This window comes from Tistrella bauzanensis, from assembly GCF_014636235.1.
In the GTDB taxonomy this organism is placed as follows: domain Bacteria; phylum Pseudomonadota; class Alphaproteobacteria; order Tistrellales; family Tistrellaceae; genus Tistrella; species Tistrella bauzanensis.
Map to the genome: position 1 here is coordinate 1 of NZ_BMDZ01000014.1, position 16,278 is coordinate 16,278.

General features: G+C 68.0%; 13 protein-coding genes and 1 pseudogene. 9 read left to right on the forward strand and 5 right to left on the reverse strand.

Annotated elements, in window-relative coordinates; all coding sequences use genetic code 11:
* Positions 1–134: 134 nt before the first annotated feature.
* Both IEW15_RS26750 and IEW15_RS26755 read left to right on the forward strand, forming a co-directional pair.
* Positions 135–656: pseudogene (locus tag IEW15_RS26750) on the forward strand (NAD-dependent epimerase/dehydratase family protein); the annotation flags it as partial.
* A gap of 438 nt (positions 657–1,094) precedes the next feature.
* On the forward strand, positions 1,095–2,261 hold the full coding sequence (locus tag IEW15_RS26755; RefSeq protein WP_372402851.1) for an anhydro-N-acetylmuramic acid kinase: 1,167 nt from the start codon (positions 1,095–1,097) through the stop codon (positions 2,259–2,261).
* Positions 2,262–2,276: 15 nt separating this feature from the next.
* Here IEW15_RS26755 and IEW15_RS08085 read toward each other — a convergent pair whose 3' ends face one another.
* The gene (locus tag IEW15_RS08085) at positions 2,277–2,915 is read right to left on the reverse strand and encodes a class I SAM-dependent methyltransferase (protein WP_229707923.1); all 639 of its coding nucleotides are present in this window, start codon (positions 2,913–2,915) and stop codon (positions 2,277–2,279) included.
* 252 nt (positions 2,916–3,167) lie between these two features.
* A complete protein-coding gene (locus IEW15_RS08090; RefSeq protein ID WP_188576644.1) occupies positions 3,168–3,662 on the reverse strand; it encodes a MerR family transcriptional regulator in 495 nt (164 codons plus the stop codon).
* 161 nt (positions 3,663–3,823) lie between these two features.
* On the opposite strand from IEW15_RS08090, the gene IEW15_RS08095 reads away from it, so the two are divergent.
* The gene (locus IEW15_RS08095) at positions 3,824–6,073 is read left to right on the forward strand and encodes a heavy metal translocating P-type ATPase (RefSeq protein WP_188576647.1); all 2,250 of its coding nucleotides are present in this window, start codon (positions 3,824–3,826) and stop codon (positions 6,071–6,073) included.
* Positions 6,074–6,108: 35 nt separating this feature from the next.
* Here the strand turns inward: IEW15_RS08095 and IEW15_RS08100 are convergent, their stop codons facing one another.
* Entirely contained in the window at positions 6,109–7,245 is a 1,137-nt protein-coding gene (locus IEW15_RS08100) for an MFS transporter (RefSeq protein ID WP_188576649.1), read from the reverse strand.
* Positions 7,246–7,558: 313 nt separating this feature from the next.
* Between IEW15_RS08100 and IEW15_RS08105 the strand changes: the two genes are divergently transcribed.
* The 5 genes from IEW15_RS08105 (at position 7,559) to IEW15_RS08125 (ending at position 14,025) form a co-directional block, all read left to right on the forward strand.
* Entirely contained in the window at positions 7,559–8,779 is a 1,221-nt protein-coding gene (locus IEW15_RS08105) for a M24 family metallopeptidase (protein ID WP_188576651.1), read from the forward strand.
* A 55-nt stretch (positions 8,780–8,834) separates the two neighbouring features.
* The gene (locus tag IEW15_RS08110; RefSeq protein ID WP_188576653.1) at positions 8,835–9,632 is read left to right on the forward strand and encodes an IclR family transcriptional regulator; all 798 of its coding nucleotides are present in this window, start codon (positions 8,835–8,837) and stop codon (positions 9,630–9,632) included.
* A 58-nt stretch (positions 9,633–9,690) separates the two neighbouring features.
* Positions 9,691–10,656 (forward strand): TAXI family TRAP transporter solute-binding subunit, encoded by a 966-nt coding sequence (locus tag IEW15_RS08115; RefSeq protein WP_188576656.1) that lies wholly within the window; start codon positions 9,691–9,693, stop codon positions 10,654–10,656.
* A 108-nt stretch (positions 10,657–10,764) separates the two neighbouring features.
* Positions 10,765–12,708, forward strand: a complete 1,944-nt coding sequence (locus IEW15_RS08120; protein WP_229707924.1) for a TRAP transporter permease — start codon at positions 10,765–10,767, stop codon at positions 12,706–12,708.
* 33 nt (positions 12,709–12,741) lie between these two features.
* On the forward strand, positions 12,742–14,025 hold the full coding sequence (locus tag IEW15_RS08125; protein WP_229707925.1) for a pyridoxal-phosphate dependent enzyme: 1,284 nt from the start codon (positions 12,742–12,744) through the stop codon (positions 14,023–14,025).
* 30 nt (positions 14,026–14,055) lie between these two features.
* Here the strand turns inward: IEW15_RS08125 and IEW15_RS08130 are convergent, their stop codons facing one another.
* Together IEW15_RS08130 and IEW15_RS08135 are read right to left on the reverse strand one after the other, a co-directional pair.
* Positions 14,056–14,655, reverse strand: coding sequence for a TetR/AcrR family transcriptional regulator (locus IEW15_RS08130; protein WP_188576658.1), 600 nt, complete (start codon positions 14,653–14,655; stop codon positions 14,056–14,058).
* An 8-nt stretch (positions 14,656–14,663) separates the two neighbouring features.
* The gene (locus IEW15_RS08135) at positions 14,664–15,302 is read right to left on the reverse strand and encodes an alpha/beta hydrolase (RefSeq protein WP_188576660.1); all 639 of its coding nucleotides are present in this window, start codon (positions 15,300–15,302) and stop codon (positions 14,664–14,666) included.
* 202 nt (positions 15,303–15,504) lie between these two features.
* On the opposite strand from IEW15_RS08135, the gene cysE reads away from it, so the two are divergent.
* A complete protein-coding gene (cysE, locus tag IEW15_RS08140; RefSeq protein ID WP_268237145.1) occupies positions 15,505–16,263 on the forward strand; it encodes a serine O-acetyltransferase in 759 nt (252 codons plus the stop codon).
* The last annotated feature ends 15 nt before the right edge of the window (positions 16,264–16,278 follow it).

Consider the following 16,278-nt stretch of genomic DNA (forward strand, 5'->3'; position numbering starts at 1 on the left):
AGGCCAGGCGCAAACTTGCTACGTGGGACACACAATACCTCATGGCGGCTCTGCAAGCGCGTTAACCTGGACTCGTTGCCCTGCCGGCCTGACGGGCCGGCAGATACCAAAGCCAGATCGAGAAGGACAGGCGGATGCGGATCATCGTGACCGGGGCGACCGGCTTCATCGGCGCGGCGCTGGTGGCGCGGCTTCGGGCGGCGGGTACGATCATGATCGACGGTGCGGCAAGGCCCGTTTCCCGAATCGATACCGCCGGCCGCAACGGCACACCGCCTGTCGACATCACCGATGCCACGGCTGTGCGTGCGCTGGTGGGTGCCGGGGCGGACATCATCTTTCATCTGGCGGCCGGCAATACGCCGGCGGGCGAGGCTGATCCGGCGGCAGCGGCGGCGATCAACCTGGACGCCACCCGCCACCTGATCGACGCGGTGGCGGCAAGCGGCCATCCGGCCCGCTTCGTCTTTGCCTCGACGGTCTCGGTCCATGGCGGCGCGGTCGCCCGATCGCTGGCGACCGAGGCGGATGCACCGCGCCCGGCCACCACCTATGGCGCCACCAAGGCTGCGGCCGAACTGCTGGTGGCCGATGCCAGCCGGCGCGGGGTGATCGATGCCCGGATCGCGCGGCTGGTCAGCATCATCGACCGGCCGGCACCCGCGGCTGGCCGGGATGCGCCGGTCAGCACGGTCGCGCGGCTGGCCGAGGTGCTGACCGGGCCGCCGGCAGGGCGGGCGGCGGTTCTGCCGGTGCGGGCGGATCTGCGTTTTGCCATCGCCGATCTGGCATCGACGGTCGATGCGCTGATCTATCTGGCGGGGTTGCCCACGGCGGCATTTGGCGGCGACCCGGTGCTGGCGCTGCCCTCGATCCAGATCCGGGCAGGCCAACTGATCGACGCGCTGCACCGGGCTGCCGGCGACGATGCGGCTGGTTTGGTGCGCATCGTACCCGATCCGGCGGTCGAGGCGGTGATCGGCGGCTGGCCGGCGGCGCAGGACTGGTCGCGGGCGGCGGCGCTGGGCTTTCCGGCACCGGCCTCGCTCGATGATATCGCGGCACGGCTGGCGGGTCGCGATCTGCCGCCGGCCATGCGGCCCGATGCACCGTTGATCGCGGCCTCGGCCGATCAGGGCATCGCCCGGCGCCGGCCGGTCTGGGCGGTCGGGCTGATGAGCGGCACATCGCTGGACGGTATCGATGCCGCTCTGGTCGAAACCGATGGCGTCGACATCATCCGCTTCGGCCCGACGCTGTTTCAGCCTTATCCCGAGGCGCTGCGTGCCGATCTGGCGGCACTGCTGGGCGGCAATGCGCCGGTGATTGCCGCCGCGCGTGCCGAAGCGGCGCTGACCGAGGCGCAGGCGGCCACCGTCACGGCGCTGCTGGCGGCGGCGCCGGAGATTGCGCCCCATGTCCGGCTGATCGGCTTTCACGGCCAGACCGTGCTGCATCTGCCGGATGAAGGCATCACCGTGCAGCTTGGCGACGGCGCCCGTCTGGCCGCGCGCGCCGGCATCGACACGGTGTCGGATTTCCGGCGGGGCGACATGGCGCGCGGCGGCGAGGGCGCGCCGCTGGTGCCGGTGGTGCATCGGGCGATGATCGCCTGGGCGGGCATTCCGGCACCGGTGGCGGTGCTGAACATCGGCGGCGTCGCCAATCTCACCTTCATCGGCAGCGATGGCGGGCTGCTTGCGTTTGATTGCGGGCCGGGCGGCGCGCTGCTGGATGATCTGATGCGCCGGCGCGCAGGTCTGGCCTTCGATGCCGATGGCGGCACGGCGGCGTCGGGGCGTGTCGATGATGCGGTTCTGGCGCAACTGATGGCCGACCCGTTTTTCGATCGTCTGCCGCCCAAATCGCTGGACCGCGACCGCTTTGCCAGTGCGTTGGATCTGGTGGCGCGGCTGTCGCTGGCCGATGCGGCGGCGACGCTTGCAGCCTTCACCGCGGCGGGCGTCGCCCGTGGTCTCAGCCTGGCGATGGCCGTCGGTGCCGAGCGTCCGTCGCGGGTGCTGCTGGCCGGCGGCGGCCGGCGCAACCGCGCCATCGCTGCCGCCATCGCGGCACGGTCGAACCTGCCGGTGGCCCCCGTGGATGATGCGGGGCTCGATGGCGATGCTCTGGAAGCCCAGGCCTTCGCGGTTCTGGCGGTGCGGGCGGCGGATGGTCTGCCGCTCAGCTATCCGTCAACCACCGCCGCCGCCATGCCGGCGCCGGGCGGTGCGTTGCACAGAGCGGCGCTGGCCAGATGACCGGGCGGCGCGGCCTCAGGCCGGCAGGGGCATGAGCCGTGACGAGGGCCGGCGGGTGATGCGATAGACCGTGGCCGGCGGCAGATTGCGGCGGGTGGACCCCAGCTTCACCGCCTTCAGGCCCAGGCGGTCGAGGATCGCACGGCTGATCGGGCAGCGCAGGCCATAGGTGAACTGATAGAACGCCCCTCCCGGGCGCAGATAGCTGAAGGCGCCGGCCAGGATCGACATCACCTTGCGGGCCGGCATCGACAAGACCGGCAGGCCGCTGACCACCGCGCCGACGCGGGGCGTGTCATAGAGCCGATGCTGCCGCAGCCGGGCGGCATCTGCCTGCACGACCCGGGCCTCGGGGAAGCGATTGCTCAACAGGCCGGCGAAGTCGGCGCCGAACTCGATCAGGGTCAGATCGCGCTGATGCACGCCCCGGTCGATCAGCGCGCGGGTGAATACGCCGGTGCCGGGGCCCAGTTCCAGAACCGGGCCGGTCTGGGCCGAAACCTCGCTGGTGATCAGCGCGGCCAGGCCCGCTCCCGACGGCATCACCGATGCAACCCGCAACGGATCCGCGATCCAGGCCCGGAAGAAGGGCAGGAAATCTCCGCCGATCCGGCGCGCCCTCGCGACCGCCACCATATCGTCGCCCGAATGCATTGCAGAACGGCTGCCGCCGGAGCACGTGACCGATTTCATTGAAATGCCGCCATTCGGATCATCAACAGATGCGGACGCGGCTGTGTCGCCTCCGCTGCACCGGACCGCGAACCGCAGCCCACCAAAGCGCCTATTCGATATCACATCGGCGCGTGGCAGGCTTGGGCTTCGTTGCGGCCCGACATGAATTTTGCACGGCGATGATGGCCATCGCAATCGCTTGTCCCGGGTGCGGCCGGTACAGGCGCCGGATCAGTACGCGGCCTGATCACGCGCGGCGCCGGCCAGCGGTTGTTCCGCCACCTGCTCGTGATGGGTGACGCAATGGCCATGGCTGTGATCGGCCAGAACCTCGATCACCCGGCAATCGGCGATCGTGCCGGTGCGGGCGTGGTCGCACAACATGCGTTCCAGCTCGGTGCGCAGGGCATCCAGGCGGGTGATCCGAGCCTCCACGGCGGCCAACTGGTCGCGGGCGATGCGGTCGGCGGTGGCGCAGGGGTGATCTGGATGATCCGCCACCTTCAACAATTCGCGGATCGCATCCAGCGGAAAGCCCAGTTCCCGGGCATGGCGGATGAAGGCCAGCCGGTCCAGATGGGCGCGGCCATAGATGCGCTGATTGCCGGCACTGCGGGCGGCTTCGGGCAGAAGGCCGATCTGCTCGTAATAACGGATCGTCTGCACCTTGGCACCGGTGGCGCGAGCGAGCGCGCCGATGCTGTGGCCAATGGTCTGCACTGTCATCCGGTTTCGCCTTCGCTGTCTCTGATGCAGTATCGCTCTGATGCAATATGGCCCTGACGCAATATGGGATGCGAGGCCGTCGCAAGAAAGGGCTTGAAGCTACAATCGCTGTAGGTCTTAGGCTGCAGGCCATGAACCGAAGCCGCCGGAGACGGAACATCATGCGCCAGATGGCCCCCCATGATCATGACATCACCAGTCTGGGCACCAGCCCCGGTGGCGCGCAGCCGCCGCTGCGCCTTGCCGTCGACGGTATGGACTGCGCGTCCTGTGCGATGAAGATCGAGCGCGCGGTCGGCCGGGTGGCGCCGGGTGCCGAGGTCAGCGTCAACGTGCCGCAGGGCATCGTGCGCGTGGAGGCCGTCGACGCCACCCGGCCACTGGACCGCACGGCCGTGACCGCAGCGATCACGGCGCTGGGCTATAGCGTCGCGCCGGCCGGCGGCGGCGATGCCGTGGCGGGTGCATTCCGCCATGGCCATGACAATGATGCCGCCGCCCCGGCCGGTGCTCATGATCATGGCGCGTCGGCTGATGCCGGACCTTGGTGGCAGACGGCCAAGGCGCGGATGGTCGGGCTGGCGGGCGGCGCGCTGGCCCTGGCCACGATCTTGGATCTGCTGTGGCCGGCCGCCGGATCCTGGCCGTTTGTGGCGGCGGCCCTGATCGGTCTGGTGCCGGTCGCGCGCTCGGCGATCAGGGCCGCCCGCGCCGGATCGGTGTTGACCATCGAGATGCTGATGACCATTGCGGCCGTGGGCGCGCTGGCGATCGATGCGGCCGGCGAGGCGGCGACGGTGGTGTTCCTGTTCGCGGTGGGCGAGATGCTGGAAGGGGTTGCGGCCAGCCGCGCCCGGCGCGGCATCCGTGCCTTGGCGGATCTGGTGCCGCGCACCGCGCGGCGCATCGGCGCCGATGGCCGGGTTGCCGAGGTTCCGGCCGCGGGGCTCGTCATCGGTGATCGGGTGCTGGTGCGGCCCGGCGACCGGATGCCCGCCGACGGCCGGATCATCGAGGGTGCGGCCCTTATCGACGAAAGCCCGGTGAACGGCGAATCCGTGGCGCGTGAAAAGGGTGAGGGCGACGATGTCTTCGCCGGCACCGTGGTGCAGGATCGTGCGCTGACGGCTGAGGTGACCGCCGCTGCCGCCGACAACACCATCGCCCGGATCATCCGGCTGGTCGAGGAGGCGCAGGAGTCGAAGGCGCCGGTTGCCCGCTTCATCGACCGTTTCGCCCGCGTCTATATGCCGGTGGCGGTGGGGCTGGCGCTGGCGACGGCGGTTCTGCCGCCGCTGGTGGCGCACGCCGACTGGACGACCTGGATCTATCGCGGGCTGACCCTGCTGCTGATTTCCTGCCCTTGCGCGCTGGTGATCTCGACCCCGGCCGCGATCGCCGCAGGGCTTGCCGCAGGGGCCCGGCGCGGGCTGCTGATCAAGGGTGGTGCGGTGCTGGAAGGTCTGGCCGGCATCCGCATGGTGGCCTTCGACAAGACCGGCACGCTGACCGAAGGCCGGCCACGGGTGGTGGCGGTGACCGGCTTCGGCATCGACGAGGGCGAGGTCGTGCGGCTGGCGGCGGCGCTTGAAACCGGCGCTTCCCATCCGATCGCCCGCGCCATTCTGGACCGGGCCATTCTGGACGGGGCCATTCTCGACCCAAGCGGCGGGCTGGATCTGCCGCAGGCGCGCGCTGTAACCGCCATTGCCGGCCGCGGCCTGTCGGGCGAGGTCGAGGGCCGGTCGCTGCTGCTGGGTGCAGCCCACGGCCTGGATGATCCGGCGCTCGACGCCGCCGTGTTGGCGGCGGGGGAAAACGGCTGGAGCATCGCTGTGTTGAGCGAGGCCGGCCGGCCGCTGGGCCTGATCGCGATGGAGGATGCGCCGCGCGCCGATGCCCGGGCGGGGTTGGATGCACTGGCAGCACACGGGGTTCAGGTGGTCATGCTGACCGGCGACACGCCGGCGGCGGCGGCGGCGGCCGGCCGCGCGCTGAGGATCACCGCCCATGGCGGGCTGCTGCCCGAAGACAAGGCGCGGATCGTGCGCGAAATGCAGGCGGCGGGGCAGGGGCCGGTCGCGAAGCTTGGCGACGGCATCAATGATGCGCCGGCGCTGGCGGCGGCAACGGTGGGCATCGCCATGGGCGGTGGCACCGATGTGGCACTGGAAACCGCCGATGCCGCCCTGCTGGAAAGCCGCGTGGGCGGTGTGGCCGATCTGATCGTGCTGGCGCGCCGGGTGATGGCGGTGATCCGCCAGAACGTCGCCATCGCCATCGGCCTGAAGCTGGTGTTTCTGGCCACGACCATCATCGGGCTGACCGGCATGTGGCCGGCGATCCTGGCCGATACCGGCGCCACCGTGCTGGTCACCGCCAACGCGCTGCGCCTGTTGCGGCGCCACTGATCCTCATACCCGCAGGCCCCCACCCCTGCAGGCCCTCACCGCCGCAGAACCGGGTGCCGGCGACCCAGGCGGGCGATGGCGATCGCGCCCGCCACCGCGCCGCCGGTCATCGCGGCGACAAAGCCGTGATCCGGCCAGACCGACATCGCAGCGCCGGCCACCGCTGGTCCGATCATGGCGCCGGCCTGATACATGATCAGGAAGGCGGCATTGGCCACCGCCAGATCCTGCGGCCGGACCTGATCGCCGATCACGGTAAGCGACAGGGTATAGAAGCCGACCAGCAACCCGCCGGCCAGGAACACCACCGGCCCGAGCAGAGCCGGATGGGCCGTGGCGGCGGGCAGGGTGGCGATAACGGTCGCCACCACCAGGGCCAGCGCCACCAGCAGACGCCGCCGGTCCAGCCGGTCGGCCAGCCAGCCGATGGCGAATTGCAGCATGATCCCGCCCAGGATCAGGGTGGAGAGCAGGCGCAGCGCCTGGTTCTCGCCGATGCCGGCCTGGATGAGCTGGTTGGGCAGCAGGGAGAAATGGCTCATCTCCAACAGCCCACCCAGAACCGCCCCGGCCATGGCCGCGGGCGCGAGGCGGATGGCGCCGAAGACGCTGGTCTCAGGGTGCTGCGGCAGTGCAGGGGCAAGCCGCGCCGCGGCCAGGATCGGCACCACCGACAGCACCGCACCGCCGATGCCGAGCAGAAACGGCGCCCAGCCGGTGACGCCCACCGCTTCCAGCAGGATCGGTCCCGTGGCGAAGCCGCCGAACACCGCCATCGAATAGAGCGCGATCATCCGGCCACGGCGCGCGTCGGTGGTGACGGTGTTGATCCAGGTCTCGCCCACCAGCCAGGGCAGGGCGATGCCTGCACCCATCAGGAAGCGCAGCACCAGCCAGGGCACCACCCCCGGCAGCAACGCCATGGCGATGAAGCACAGGATCTCCACCGTGCAGCCGATCACGATCGCACGCACGGCACCCAGCCTGCCGGCGAGGCGTGGGAACACCGGCAGCAGCAGGAAGATCGCCAAGGCGGGCACGCTGCCGGCGAGGCCGGTGAGCCAGGGGGCAGCACCCCAGACCTCGAAATTCAGCGACACCAGCGGATAGCCGATGCCGTAGGACAGTCCGACCCCGAAGGAGGACAGGATCACGGCCGAGATGCTGAGCATCGGCCGCCGGACGGGGGCCTGCCGGACGGGGGCCTGCCCGACGGGGGACTGCCGGATAGGCCCGGCATCGCAGGGGATCATTGAAGGATACCTTCACAGACCATTGGTCTGCGTATGATCTTCGCAGACCAATGGTCTGTCAATGAGGCCCATGCATCCGTCGACATATCCATCCGCGCATCCGCCCGCACATCCGTATGCCGAGGAGAGGCTCTTGACTCCCTCGGAGCAAGGCGGCTACGCTGACTCAATAATGAAACACAAGATCAATTATAGGAACAGTTGGATGCGGGATGGCGGCGAGGACATCAGGATGAGGGCGGCAACACCGGCGCATCGCTCGGAACGCGCGGCACAGGTTGCAGGCAGCATGGCGCTGGCCGGCCAGGTGCGGGAGAGGTGCTTTGCCGAGGTCGGGGATGCCGTCGACGTGGTGGTGTCGTGCCATGCGGCGCATAAGGGCTATCTGAGCGGCTATTTCAGCATCGTCCACGACCTCAACCCGCGTTACCTCAGCGCGGTGATCGCCACCCGCGATACCGTGGCCCTGGTCGTGAGCGCGTCGGATGCCGGCCCGGCCCTGGAAGACTTCGGCAACCCCGACCGGATTTTCCGCTATGGCTTCTTCTGCTTCGAACAGGTCGAAGGGGCGGGCGCCGGGGGCTATGACCTGCCAGGCTTTCCGTCGTTCGACGCGGCGCTGCTCGCCGCACTGCGCGACATCGCGGGCGATGCCCGGACCATCGGGATCGACCGTTCCGGCGACGACAGGGCCTGGGCCGTGATCGCCGGGGGGATGACTGCGCATGTGCTGATCGATATCACCGACGCGATTGCCCGGACCCGGCGCCACAAGCTGCCGGGTGAGGTCGAGCGGGTCCGCCAGGCGACCAGGCTGGTCGAGGCCGGGCTTCTCAAGGTGGCCGATCAGTTCGCCCCGGGCATGACCGAACTGGACATGGCCGCCATCATCACCGCCGGGATGGTCGCCGGCGGCGCCGTTCCCCGCTTCGTCAGCGTGACTTCCGGTCCGCGCTCCGCCCTGGCGGACGCCTATGCGACCGCGCGTCGCGTGGTCCCCGGAGACCTGATCCGAATCGATGCCGGCTGCATCTATCAGGGATACGCGTCCGACATGGCGCGCAGCTTCGTCTTCGGCGCACCGGATGCAGGGCAGGCACGCTGCTACGCCGCAATTCGTGCGGGCATCGAGTACGAACTGGCGGTCATCCGCGACGGTCTGGACGTGGCGGATCTGTTCAACGAGACGGTGCGGGTCGTCCGCGAGAACGGCATCCCATCCTATCGGCGGCAGCATGTCGGCCACGGCATCGGCCTTGGCGGCGGCTATGACATGCCGATCCTGAGCCCGCAGACGGTGGACAGCATCGAGGCCGGCATGTGCCTGTGCGTCGAGACGCCGTATTACCGGATCGGTTGGGGCGGAATGATGATCGAGGACACCATCCTGGTCACCCGCGAGGGTTACGAGCCCATCACCACCATCCCCCGCGACCTGATCTGTGTCGGCTGATCCGGCCGCCACAGATCAGGTCGCCACCGGGCGTCATGAACAAGGACACACGCCTTTGAGCAATGGCAATCAATCCCTGCAGCGCGGTCTGGCGATTCTGTCTGAACTGGAACGCGCGGCGGAAAGTCTGGGCGTTCGCGAAATCGGTCGCCGTCTGGACCTGAACCCGGCGACGACGCAGCGACTGGTGAATACGCTTCTGGACGAGGGTTTCCTCGCCCGCGACACGGAACGGAGCCGCTATTCGCTGGGCTACAAGGCCCTGTCGCTCGGCACCTCGCTGCTGAATGACAACCGTCTGGTGTCATCGTCGATGGAAGTTCTGCAGGGGCTGACGCAGGCGCTGGAGGTCAACACCTTCCTCGGCTCGCTGCTGGGCGATCAGGTCGTGTACCTGCTGTCCCTACAGAGCCAGGGGCCGATTTCGATCAATTCCCGGACGGGGCAGCCGCTCGCCCTGCATTCCACGGCACTGGCCAAGGTCATCCTTGCGGACCTGCCGGAAAGCCGGGCGCTGGCGCTGATCCGCGCGCGGCCCCTCGCCCGGTTCACCGGGCGCACCATCACTGGTGAAGATGCGCTGGTCGAACACCTGCACGAGATCCGGCGTCAGGGCTATGCCACGGCGATCGGCGAGAACCTGACCGGCATCGACTCGGTCGGCGCCGTGGTCCGCGGCTCGAACGGCCAGGTGGCGGGCGCGATCAGTGCCGCTTATGCCCCGACGCTTCAGCCGGGGATCCGGTTCGACGAGCTGACATCGAGGATCGTCGAGGCGGCCCGGGACATTTCCCTCCGGCTCGGCTGCCCGGCATCGGCCCTGCCGGGAGAGAGGCGCGCAGCGGCCGGCTGAACGGCATCGGCCGACCAAGTCAAAATCAGGCGATAAGCCAAAGGCCAGGGAGACTGACATGGACCGCAACCGACTTCTTGCGACGTGCCGCATCGCGGCACTCGCGGTCACGGCATGCTTTGCGATGACGGCGGTGCTGCATGCCGACGACAAGCCCCGCAGCCTCACGATCTTCACCTCGGTGTCCGGCAGCAGTTGGTATGGCATCGGGGCCGGGATGGCAGAGATTTTCGCGAAGAACGGTGTCCCCGCCAATCCGGAGCTTGGGGCGGGCCTCTCCAATGTCGCCAATGTCGGTTATCACAAGGGCGAACTCGGCTTCACGGTCGCGCCGGCGTTGACCGTCGCCGCCCGCGGCCAGGCGCCGTTCCCTGAGCCGATCAGGAATGTGCGGGTCGTCGCCGGCCTTTCCAGTTCCCTGATGCATGTCTTCGTCAACCGGGATGCGGGCATCGCCTCGTTCAGTGATCTGGCCGGCCGGCCGTTCATGACCCAACGTCCGGGCACGATCTCGGCGATCGTGTTCGCCGAAGCGCTGAAAGCGGTAGGCCTTGGCGAGTCCGATCTGAAGCTTTCCGCCGGCGATCTCAACGAACAGACCGACGCGATGAAGGATCGCCGCGTCGAAGGCATGATCTCGGTCGCCTCCTATCCCTCAAGCTGGGGCAACGAGTTGGCAAACACGGTGCCGCTGACGCTTCTGCCCGTGACCGACGAGGCTTACGCGAAGCTCAGGAGCGACATGCCGACGCTCGGCCGCGCGGTGATCAGGGCCGGTGTCTATCAGGGCCAGGATGTCGATGTCCCGACCGTCAGCGCACAGATGGTGGTGGTCGCGGCGGCGGACATGGCCGAGGGCGAGGCTTATTGGATCGCCAGGACTCTGACCGAAAATCTCGACACCCTGAAGACGGTGCACGGCTCGTTTCATGATCTGACGGTGCAGGATCTGGCCAATGTCGCGGGTGGCCATCTGCATCCCGGGGCCGAGAAATACTATCGCGAGATCGGCGCCCTCGAATAGGTGCGGCAAACAACTGCGAGCCCGCTCAAGACAGCCCGCTTAAGGCAGCCCGCTCAAGAAAGATGGAGCGGCCCGGCCGCTCCACGCTCCGCCGTCAGGTCAGATCACATGCAACGCAATGACATCACCCCGCACACCATCCCGCCGGCAGCGGCCGTCCCGACCCTGAACGGGGGCTGGTGGCATGTCGCGGTGCAGATGCGGCGGCTGGCCGCATGTCTGGCCCTGTCGCTGTCCGCCTATCATCTGGTCGTGGCGGTGGTGGGCCCGCCGATCACCGAGGCCCACCGTGCCACGCATGTCATGCTGGGGCTTGCGGTCCTGTTCTGCCTCGGCACGATCTCCACCACCGAAACCCGCGGGCGGCGCCAGATCGTGATCGATCTCGCCTTCCTCGGCGCGATCCTGATCCCCGCCGGCTATATCGTCGTCAATGCCTATGGCGTGGCCTCACGGATGCTCTATGTCACGCCGGTCACCCCCGCGCAGGAAATCCTGGGCTGGGTGGTCGTGGTGGCGACCCTGGAAGCGACGCGGCGGCTGCTGGGCTGGCCGATGGTCATTCTCAGCCTGATCTTTCTGATCTACACCCAGATCGGCCCCCATCTGCCATACCCGTTCTGGCATCGCGGCTACCCGATCGACCAGGTGATCGAGCAGATCTATCTCAGCGTCGATGGGTTGTGGGGCATCCCGATCGGCGCCTCGGCCAGCTATATCTTCCTGTTCGTCCTGTTCGGCGCGCTTCTGGTCTCGTCGGGGGCAGGCACCTTCTTCAGCCGCTTCGCCAATGCGCTGACCGGCAATGTCACCGGCGGGCCGGCCAAGACCGCGGTCCTGTCCAGCGCGATGATGAGCATGCTCTCCGGCAGTTCGACCGCCAATGTCGTCACCACCGGCTCCTTCACCATCCCGGCCATGAGGACTTATGGATACAACCGCGAATTCGCGGCCGGTGTGGAGGCGGTCGCCTCGACCGGCGGGCTGATCACGCCGCCGGTCATGGGTGCCGCCGCCTTCATCATGGCGGATTTCCTGGGTCTGTCATATTCGGACATCATGAAAGCGGCGGCGATCCCGGCCTTCCTCTATTTCGTGGCGATCTTCATCGCCGTCGACGTCGAGGCCCGGCGCAACCGGCTGACGCCACCCGAAGGGGCCGGGGCCGAGAGCATCCGGCAGATCCTGAAGGACGGGCTGTTCATGCTGCTGCCGTTGGGGGTGATGATCGCCACGCTGCTTCAGGGATTGACACCGTCCCTCGCCGGCCTCTATGGCATCGCGGCCTTTCTGCTCTCCCTGGCCGTCCGATACTGGCGGGAACCACGCCGCATCGTCTCGATCGTCCTGGATGCCGCCATCGAGGCGCCGAAGATGATGGCGCCGGTCATTGCCGCCTGTGCCGTCGGCGGCATCATCGCCGGCATCATCTCGCTGACCGGTCTGGGGGTGCGGTTCACCAGCATCATCGCCTATGTGGCGGGCGACAGCGCCGTCCTGTTCCTGGCCCTGACCATGATCGTGGCGGTGGTTCTCGGCATGGGCATGCCGACCTCGGCCGTCTATATCATCCTGGCGTCGATCCTGGCGCCCGGCATGGTGGAACTCGGCTTCCAGCCACTGGCGGCGCATATGTTCATCTTCTTCGGCGCGGTGATGTCGAACATCACGCCGCCGCTCGCCATCGCCTCGTTCGCCGCCGCCGCCGTCGCGGGGGGCGATCCGTGGCGGACCAGCGTGTACGCGGTCAAGATGGGGGTCGGTGTCTTCCTGCTGCCCTTCATCTTCGTCTATGAACCCGCGCTGCTGGGGCAGGGAAGCCTGCTGGAGGTCGCTCACGCCATGCTGACCGCCATGGCTGGCATCGCCATCCTGTCGGTCGCGGCCACCGGCTGGTTTCTGCGACCGCTGCACCCGGTGATGCGGCTGATCCTCGGCGCCGGTTCGATCGGCATGATCTTTCCCGGCACCTTGAGCGACATGCTGGGCCTCGCCGCCGCGGGCTCGGTCATGCTCATGCTGTGGGTACAGCGCCGGCGCGCGGCGACCTGACCGCCCCTGCATTCACAGAACAGGACATCCGCCATGCCGGAACGACGCCCGAACGCCAAGGTGGCCGGGTATGAATGCCTGCGCTGCGGCGCACGCTATCCCGCCGATCATCGGATCGATTCCACCGGCTGCGGCATCTGCCGGGCCGACGCCCCCTCGAACCTGGAGGTGGTCTACACCGCAGAGAGCCTCGCACGACGGACCATGCCGACACTGTCGGCGGATGGAGGCCTTGCCGCCTTCGCCGATTACCTGCCGGTCGAGGCCTGCGAGATGGTGAGCCTCGGCGAAGGACACACGCCCCTGATCCGGGCGAATGAGCTTGGCGCGCGGCTGGGCATCGACGATCTGTGGATCAAGGATGAGAGCCGCAATCCGACCTGGTCGCACAAGGACAGGTTCTCGGCGATCGCTGTGTCCTTCGCGAAGCGGCAGGGCCACCGTTTCATCGCGACCGCCTCGTCCGGGAACGCCGGAGCCTCGCTCGCCGCCTATGCCGCCAGGGCCGGCCTCAACTGTCTGGTGGTCACCTTCGAAGGCGCGCCGGGGCCGGTGGTCGATCAGATCAGGCGCTATGGTGCCGTGGTGGTGGAACTTGCCGACAAGACCAGACGCTGGCCGATCCTGGCCGAGGGGGCAGCACGGTTCGGCTGGTTCGTGACCTCGCCCTTCCAGGCGCCGGTGATCGGCAGTCATCCTTACGGGATCGAAGGCTATAAGACGATCGCCTATGAGATCGTCGCCCGCCAGCAGGGGCGGGTGCCCGACTGGGTCGTCGTGCCCGCCGCCTATGGCGACAATCTCCGCGGCATCTGGCGGGGCTTCTGCGATCTTCAGGCAGCCGGGCTGACCGGCCATCTGCCGAAGATGGCTGCGGCCGAGATCCACGGATCGGTCAGGGACAGCCTTGCCCGGCCGGGCGATGCGCTGGTCACGGCCCGGCCCCGGTCCCCCACCCAGGCCCTGTCCATCGGCACGGTGCAGGGAACCTTCCAGTCCCTGGTCTCGGTGCGCCGGTCAGGTGGGGTTGCCGAGGTGGTCGCCGATGCGGCACTCTGGCAGGCACAGGCCGATCTTGCCCGCCACGAAGGCATTTTCGGCGAGCTGTCGAGCATGGCATCGATCGCCGCCGCCGGTCAGTTGCGGCAGCGCGGGGTCATCGGCCCGGAGGAGAGCGTGGTCTGTATCATGACCGCGAGCGGCCTCAAGGATATCGATCAGCGGCCGCCGCAGCCCGCCACCCGCCACAAGCTGGCAGGCGGTCTCGACGAGGTTCTGCGCCTTCTGGCCGCTGAATTCGGCACCGGCTTCGCCTGATACCGGCGCCCATTCCGGGCTCACCCCATGTCAGGCGGGTGCGCAGTATAGCTCGATCATCTCCCGCATCGCGGCACGGGCGGCGTCCAGCGCCTGGGGGCGCACGCCGTTCTCGCCCAGGATATCGTCGGCCAGATAGTCCGAGGCCGCCATCAGCATGGTGCCGAGCAGATCGGGATGGCGGCTGCGCAGCCGGCCAGCCGCGGCCAGCGCGTGGATCGCGCGTTCCGAGGTGTCCAGACAATGGCTGCGGCTGACGGCGATCCAGTCGCTCCAGCCCAGCACCATCAGCCCGTCGCGATAGATCAGGCGGTGCAGGCCGGGTTCGGCGCAGATGATGTCGAAAAAGCCGTCGAAGGCGAGGGTCAGGGCCAGGCGGGGGTCGGCGGCACCCGCCGCGCGGGCCGAGAGGCGGCGCTCGATCCCGGCGCTCACCGCGACGAAGGCGGCGCGAAACACCGCCTTCTTGTCGGCGAAGTGATGATAGAACCCGCCCTTGGTGACGCCGGCCGCGGCCAGGATGTCGGCCAGCGTCACCGCCTCGAAGCCGCGTTCGGTGAACAGGCGGCAGGCCTCGGACAGGATCCGCGCACGGGTCCGTTCCTTCTGTGCCTGCCGTTGCCCGGTCACCGCGCCGCTCAGAGCCCGGCGCGGGTCAGGTAGTCGTCGGAAAGGGCTGCGACCGTGTCGAGATTCTGGCCGAAGAAATGGTCGGCTCCCGGCACCACGCGATGTTCGATGGTGATGCCCTTCTGCGCGTTCAGCTTGGTCGACAGCTTGTTGACCGACTCCGTCGAGACGATGTCGTCGCGGTCGCCGTGGATGATCAGGCCCGAAGACGGGCAGGGCGCCAGAAAGGTGAAGTCGTACATGTTGGCCGGCGGTGCCACGGCGATGAAGCCGTCGATTTCCGGCCGGCGCATCAGCAGTTGCATGGCGATCCAGGCCCCGAACGAGAAGCCGGCGATCCAGCAGCCGGTGGCGTTCGGGTTATAGTTCTGCATCCAGTCGAGTGCCGAGGCGGCATCGCTGAGTTCACCCTGGCCGTTGTCGAAACTGCCCTGAGAGCGGCCGACGCCACGGAAGTTGAACCGCAGGACCGAAAAACCGCGCGATTTGAACGACTGGAACAAAGTGTATGCCACTTTGTTGTTCATCGTACCCCCATGCTGCGGGTGGGGGTGCAGGATCAGCGCGACCGGCGCGTTCTTGGCTGTGCCGTGGTGATACCGGCCTTCAAGGCGTCCTTCGGGTCCGTTGATGATCACTTCGGGCATTGCTGCTCCTAGATAAACGCTATCGACCGGCGGCAATCGCGACTGCAATCTTGACTGTTTCGGTCGGATTTCCGTAGAGTCCGACGAAACGACGTCGGGTCGCGCAGCTGCGGTCGGGGCGCCATAACAAATCCGTCGCCGAACGCACGAGGGGCGCCATCTGATATCAGGTGGCGCCGCCAAACGCGGGGTGGCGGATGATATCACACGGTGCGAGGCCATGTTCAAGAGCCTGAAACGCGAGATCGACGTCGTCTTCGATCGCGACCCGGCGGTGCGGAGCCGTCTGGAGGTGATTCTGTGCTATCCCGGCTTCCATGCGATCCTGATCTACAGGGCGGCAAACTGGCTCTGGCGCAGGGATGTGAAGCTTCTGGGACGCTGGGTATCGCATCTGGGCCGGTTCCTGACCGGCATCGAGATCCATCCCGGCGCGACAATCGGGCGCGGATTCTTTATTGACCACGGCATGGGCGTGGTGATCGGCGAGACCACCGAGATCGCCGACAACGTCACGCTGTATCAGGGCGTGACCCTTGGCGGCACCAGTTGGGAGAAGGGCAAGCGCCATCCCACGGTCGAGACCGGCACCATCGTCGGCGCCGGCGCCAAGGTGCTGGGGCCGATCACGGTGGGCCGCGACGCCCGGATCGGATCGAATGCCGTGGTGGTGAAGGATGTGCCCTCGGGGGCCACCGTGGTCGGTATTCCTGCCCGCATCGTCAAGGCACGTGGCGGCAAGGACGAGGAACTGCCGCGTTTCGACGCCTACGCGATGGCGGCGTCGGATCTGCCTGATCCGACGACCCGGATCGTCGAGGGATTGTTGAGCGAGGTTCAACGCCTGTCAGGCCGGATCAACACCCTGGAGGCGAGCCTGGATCCTGAGCGTGCCGCGCGTGCCGCCGATGATGGCGAAGCACGCATCCACCGCCTGCCTGCCGCCGGCGACCGGCGCTGACCGCTCAGGAGCCGA

Bases quoted from the DNA above. Each gene is read 5' to 3' on its own strand.
- IEW15_RS26755 (WP_372402851.1), top strand. From the start codon at position 1,095: ATGCGGCCCGATGCACCGTTGATCGCGGCCTCGGCCGATCAGGGCATC.
- IEW15_RS08085 (WP_229707923.1), bottom strand. From the start codon at position 2,915: ATGCATTCGGGCGACGATATGGTGGCGGTCGCGAGGGCGCGCCGGATC.
- IEW15_RS08090 (WP_188576644.1), bottom strand. From the start codon at position 3,662: ATGACAGTGCAGACCATTGGCCACAGCATCGGCGCGCTCGCTCGCGCC.
- IEW15_RS08095 (WP_188576647.1), top strand. From the start codon at position 3,824: ATGCGCCAGATGGCCCCCCATGATCATGACATCACCAGTCTGGGCACC.
- IEW15_RS08100 (WP_188576649.1), bottom strand. From the start codon at position 7,245: ATGCTCAGCATCTCGGCCGTGATCCTGTCCTCCTTCGGGGTCGGACTG.
- IEW15_RS08105 (WP_188576651.1), top strand. From the start codon at position 7,559: ATGAGGGCGGCAACACCGGCGCATCGCTCGGAACGCGCGGCACAGGTT.
- IEW15_RS08115 (WP_188576656.1), top strand. From the start codon at position 9,691: ATGGACCGCAACCGACTTCTTGCGACGTGCCGCATCGCGGCACTCGCG.
- IEW15_RS08120 (WP_229707924.1), top strand. From the start codon at position 10,765: ATGCAACGCAATGACATCACCCCGCACACCATCCCGCCGGCAGCGGCC.
- IEW15_RS08125 (WP_229707925.1), top strand. From the start codon at position 12,742: ATGCCGGAACGACGCCCGAACGCCAAGGTGGCCGGGTATGAATGCCTG.
- IEW15_RS08135 (WP_188576660.1), bottom strand. From the start codon at position 15,302: ATGCCCGAAGTGATCATCAACGGACCCGAAGGACGCCTTGAAGGCCGG.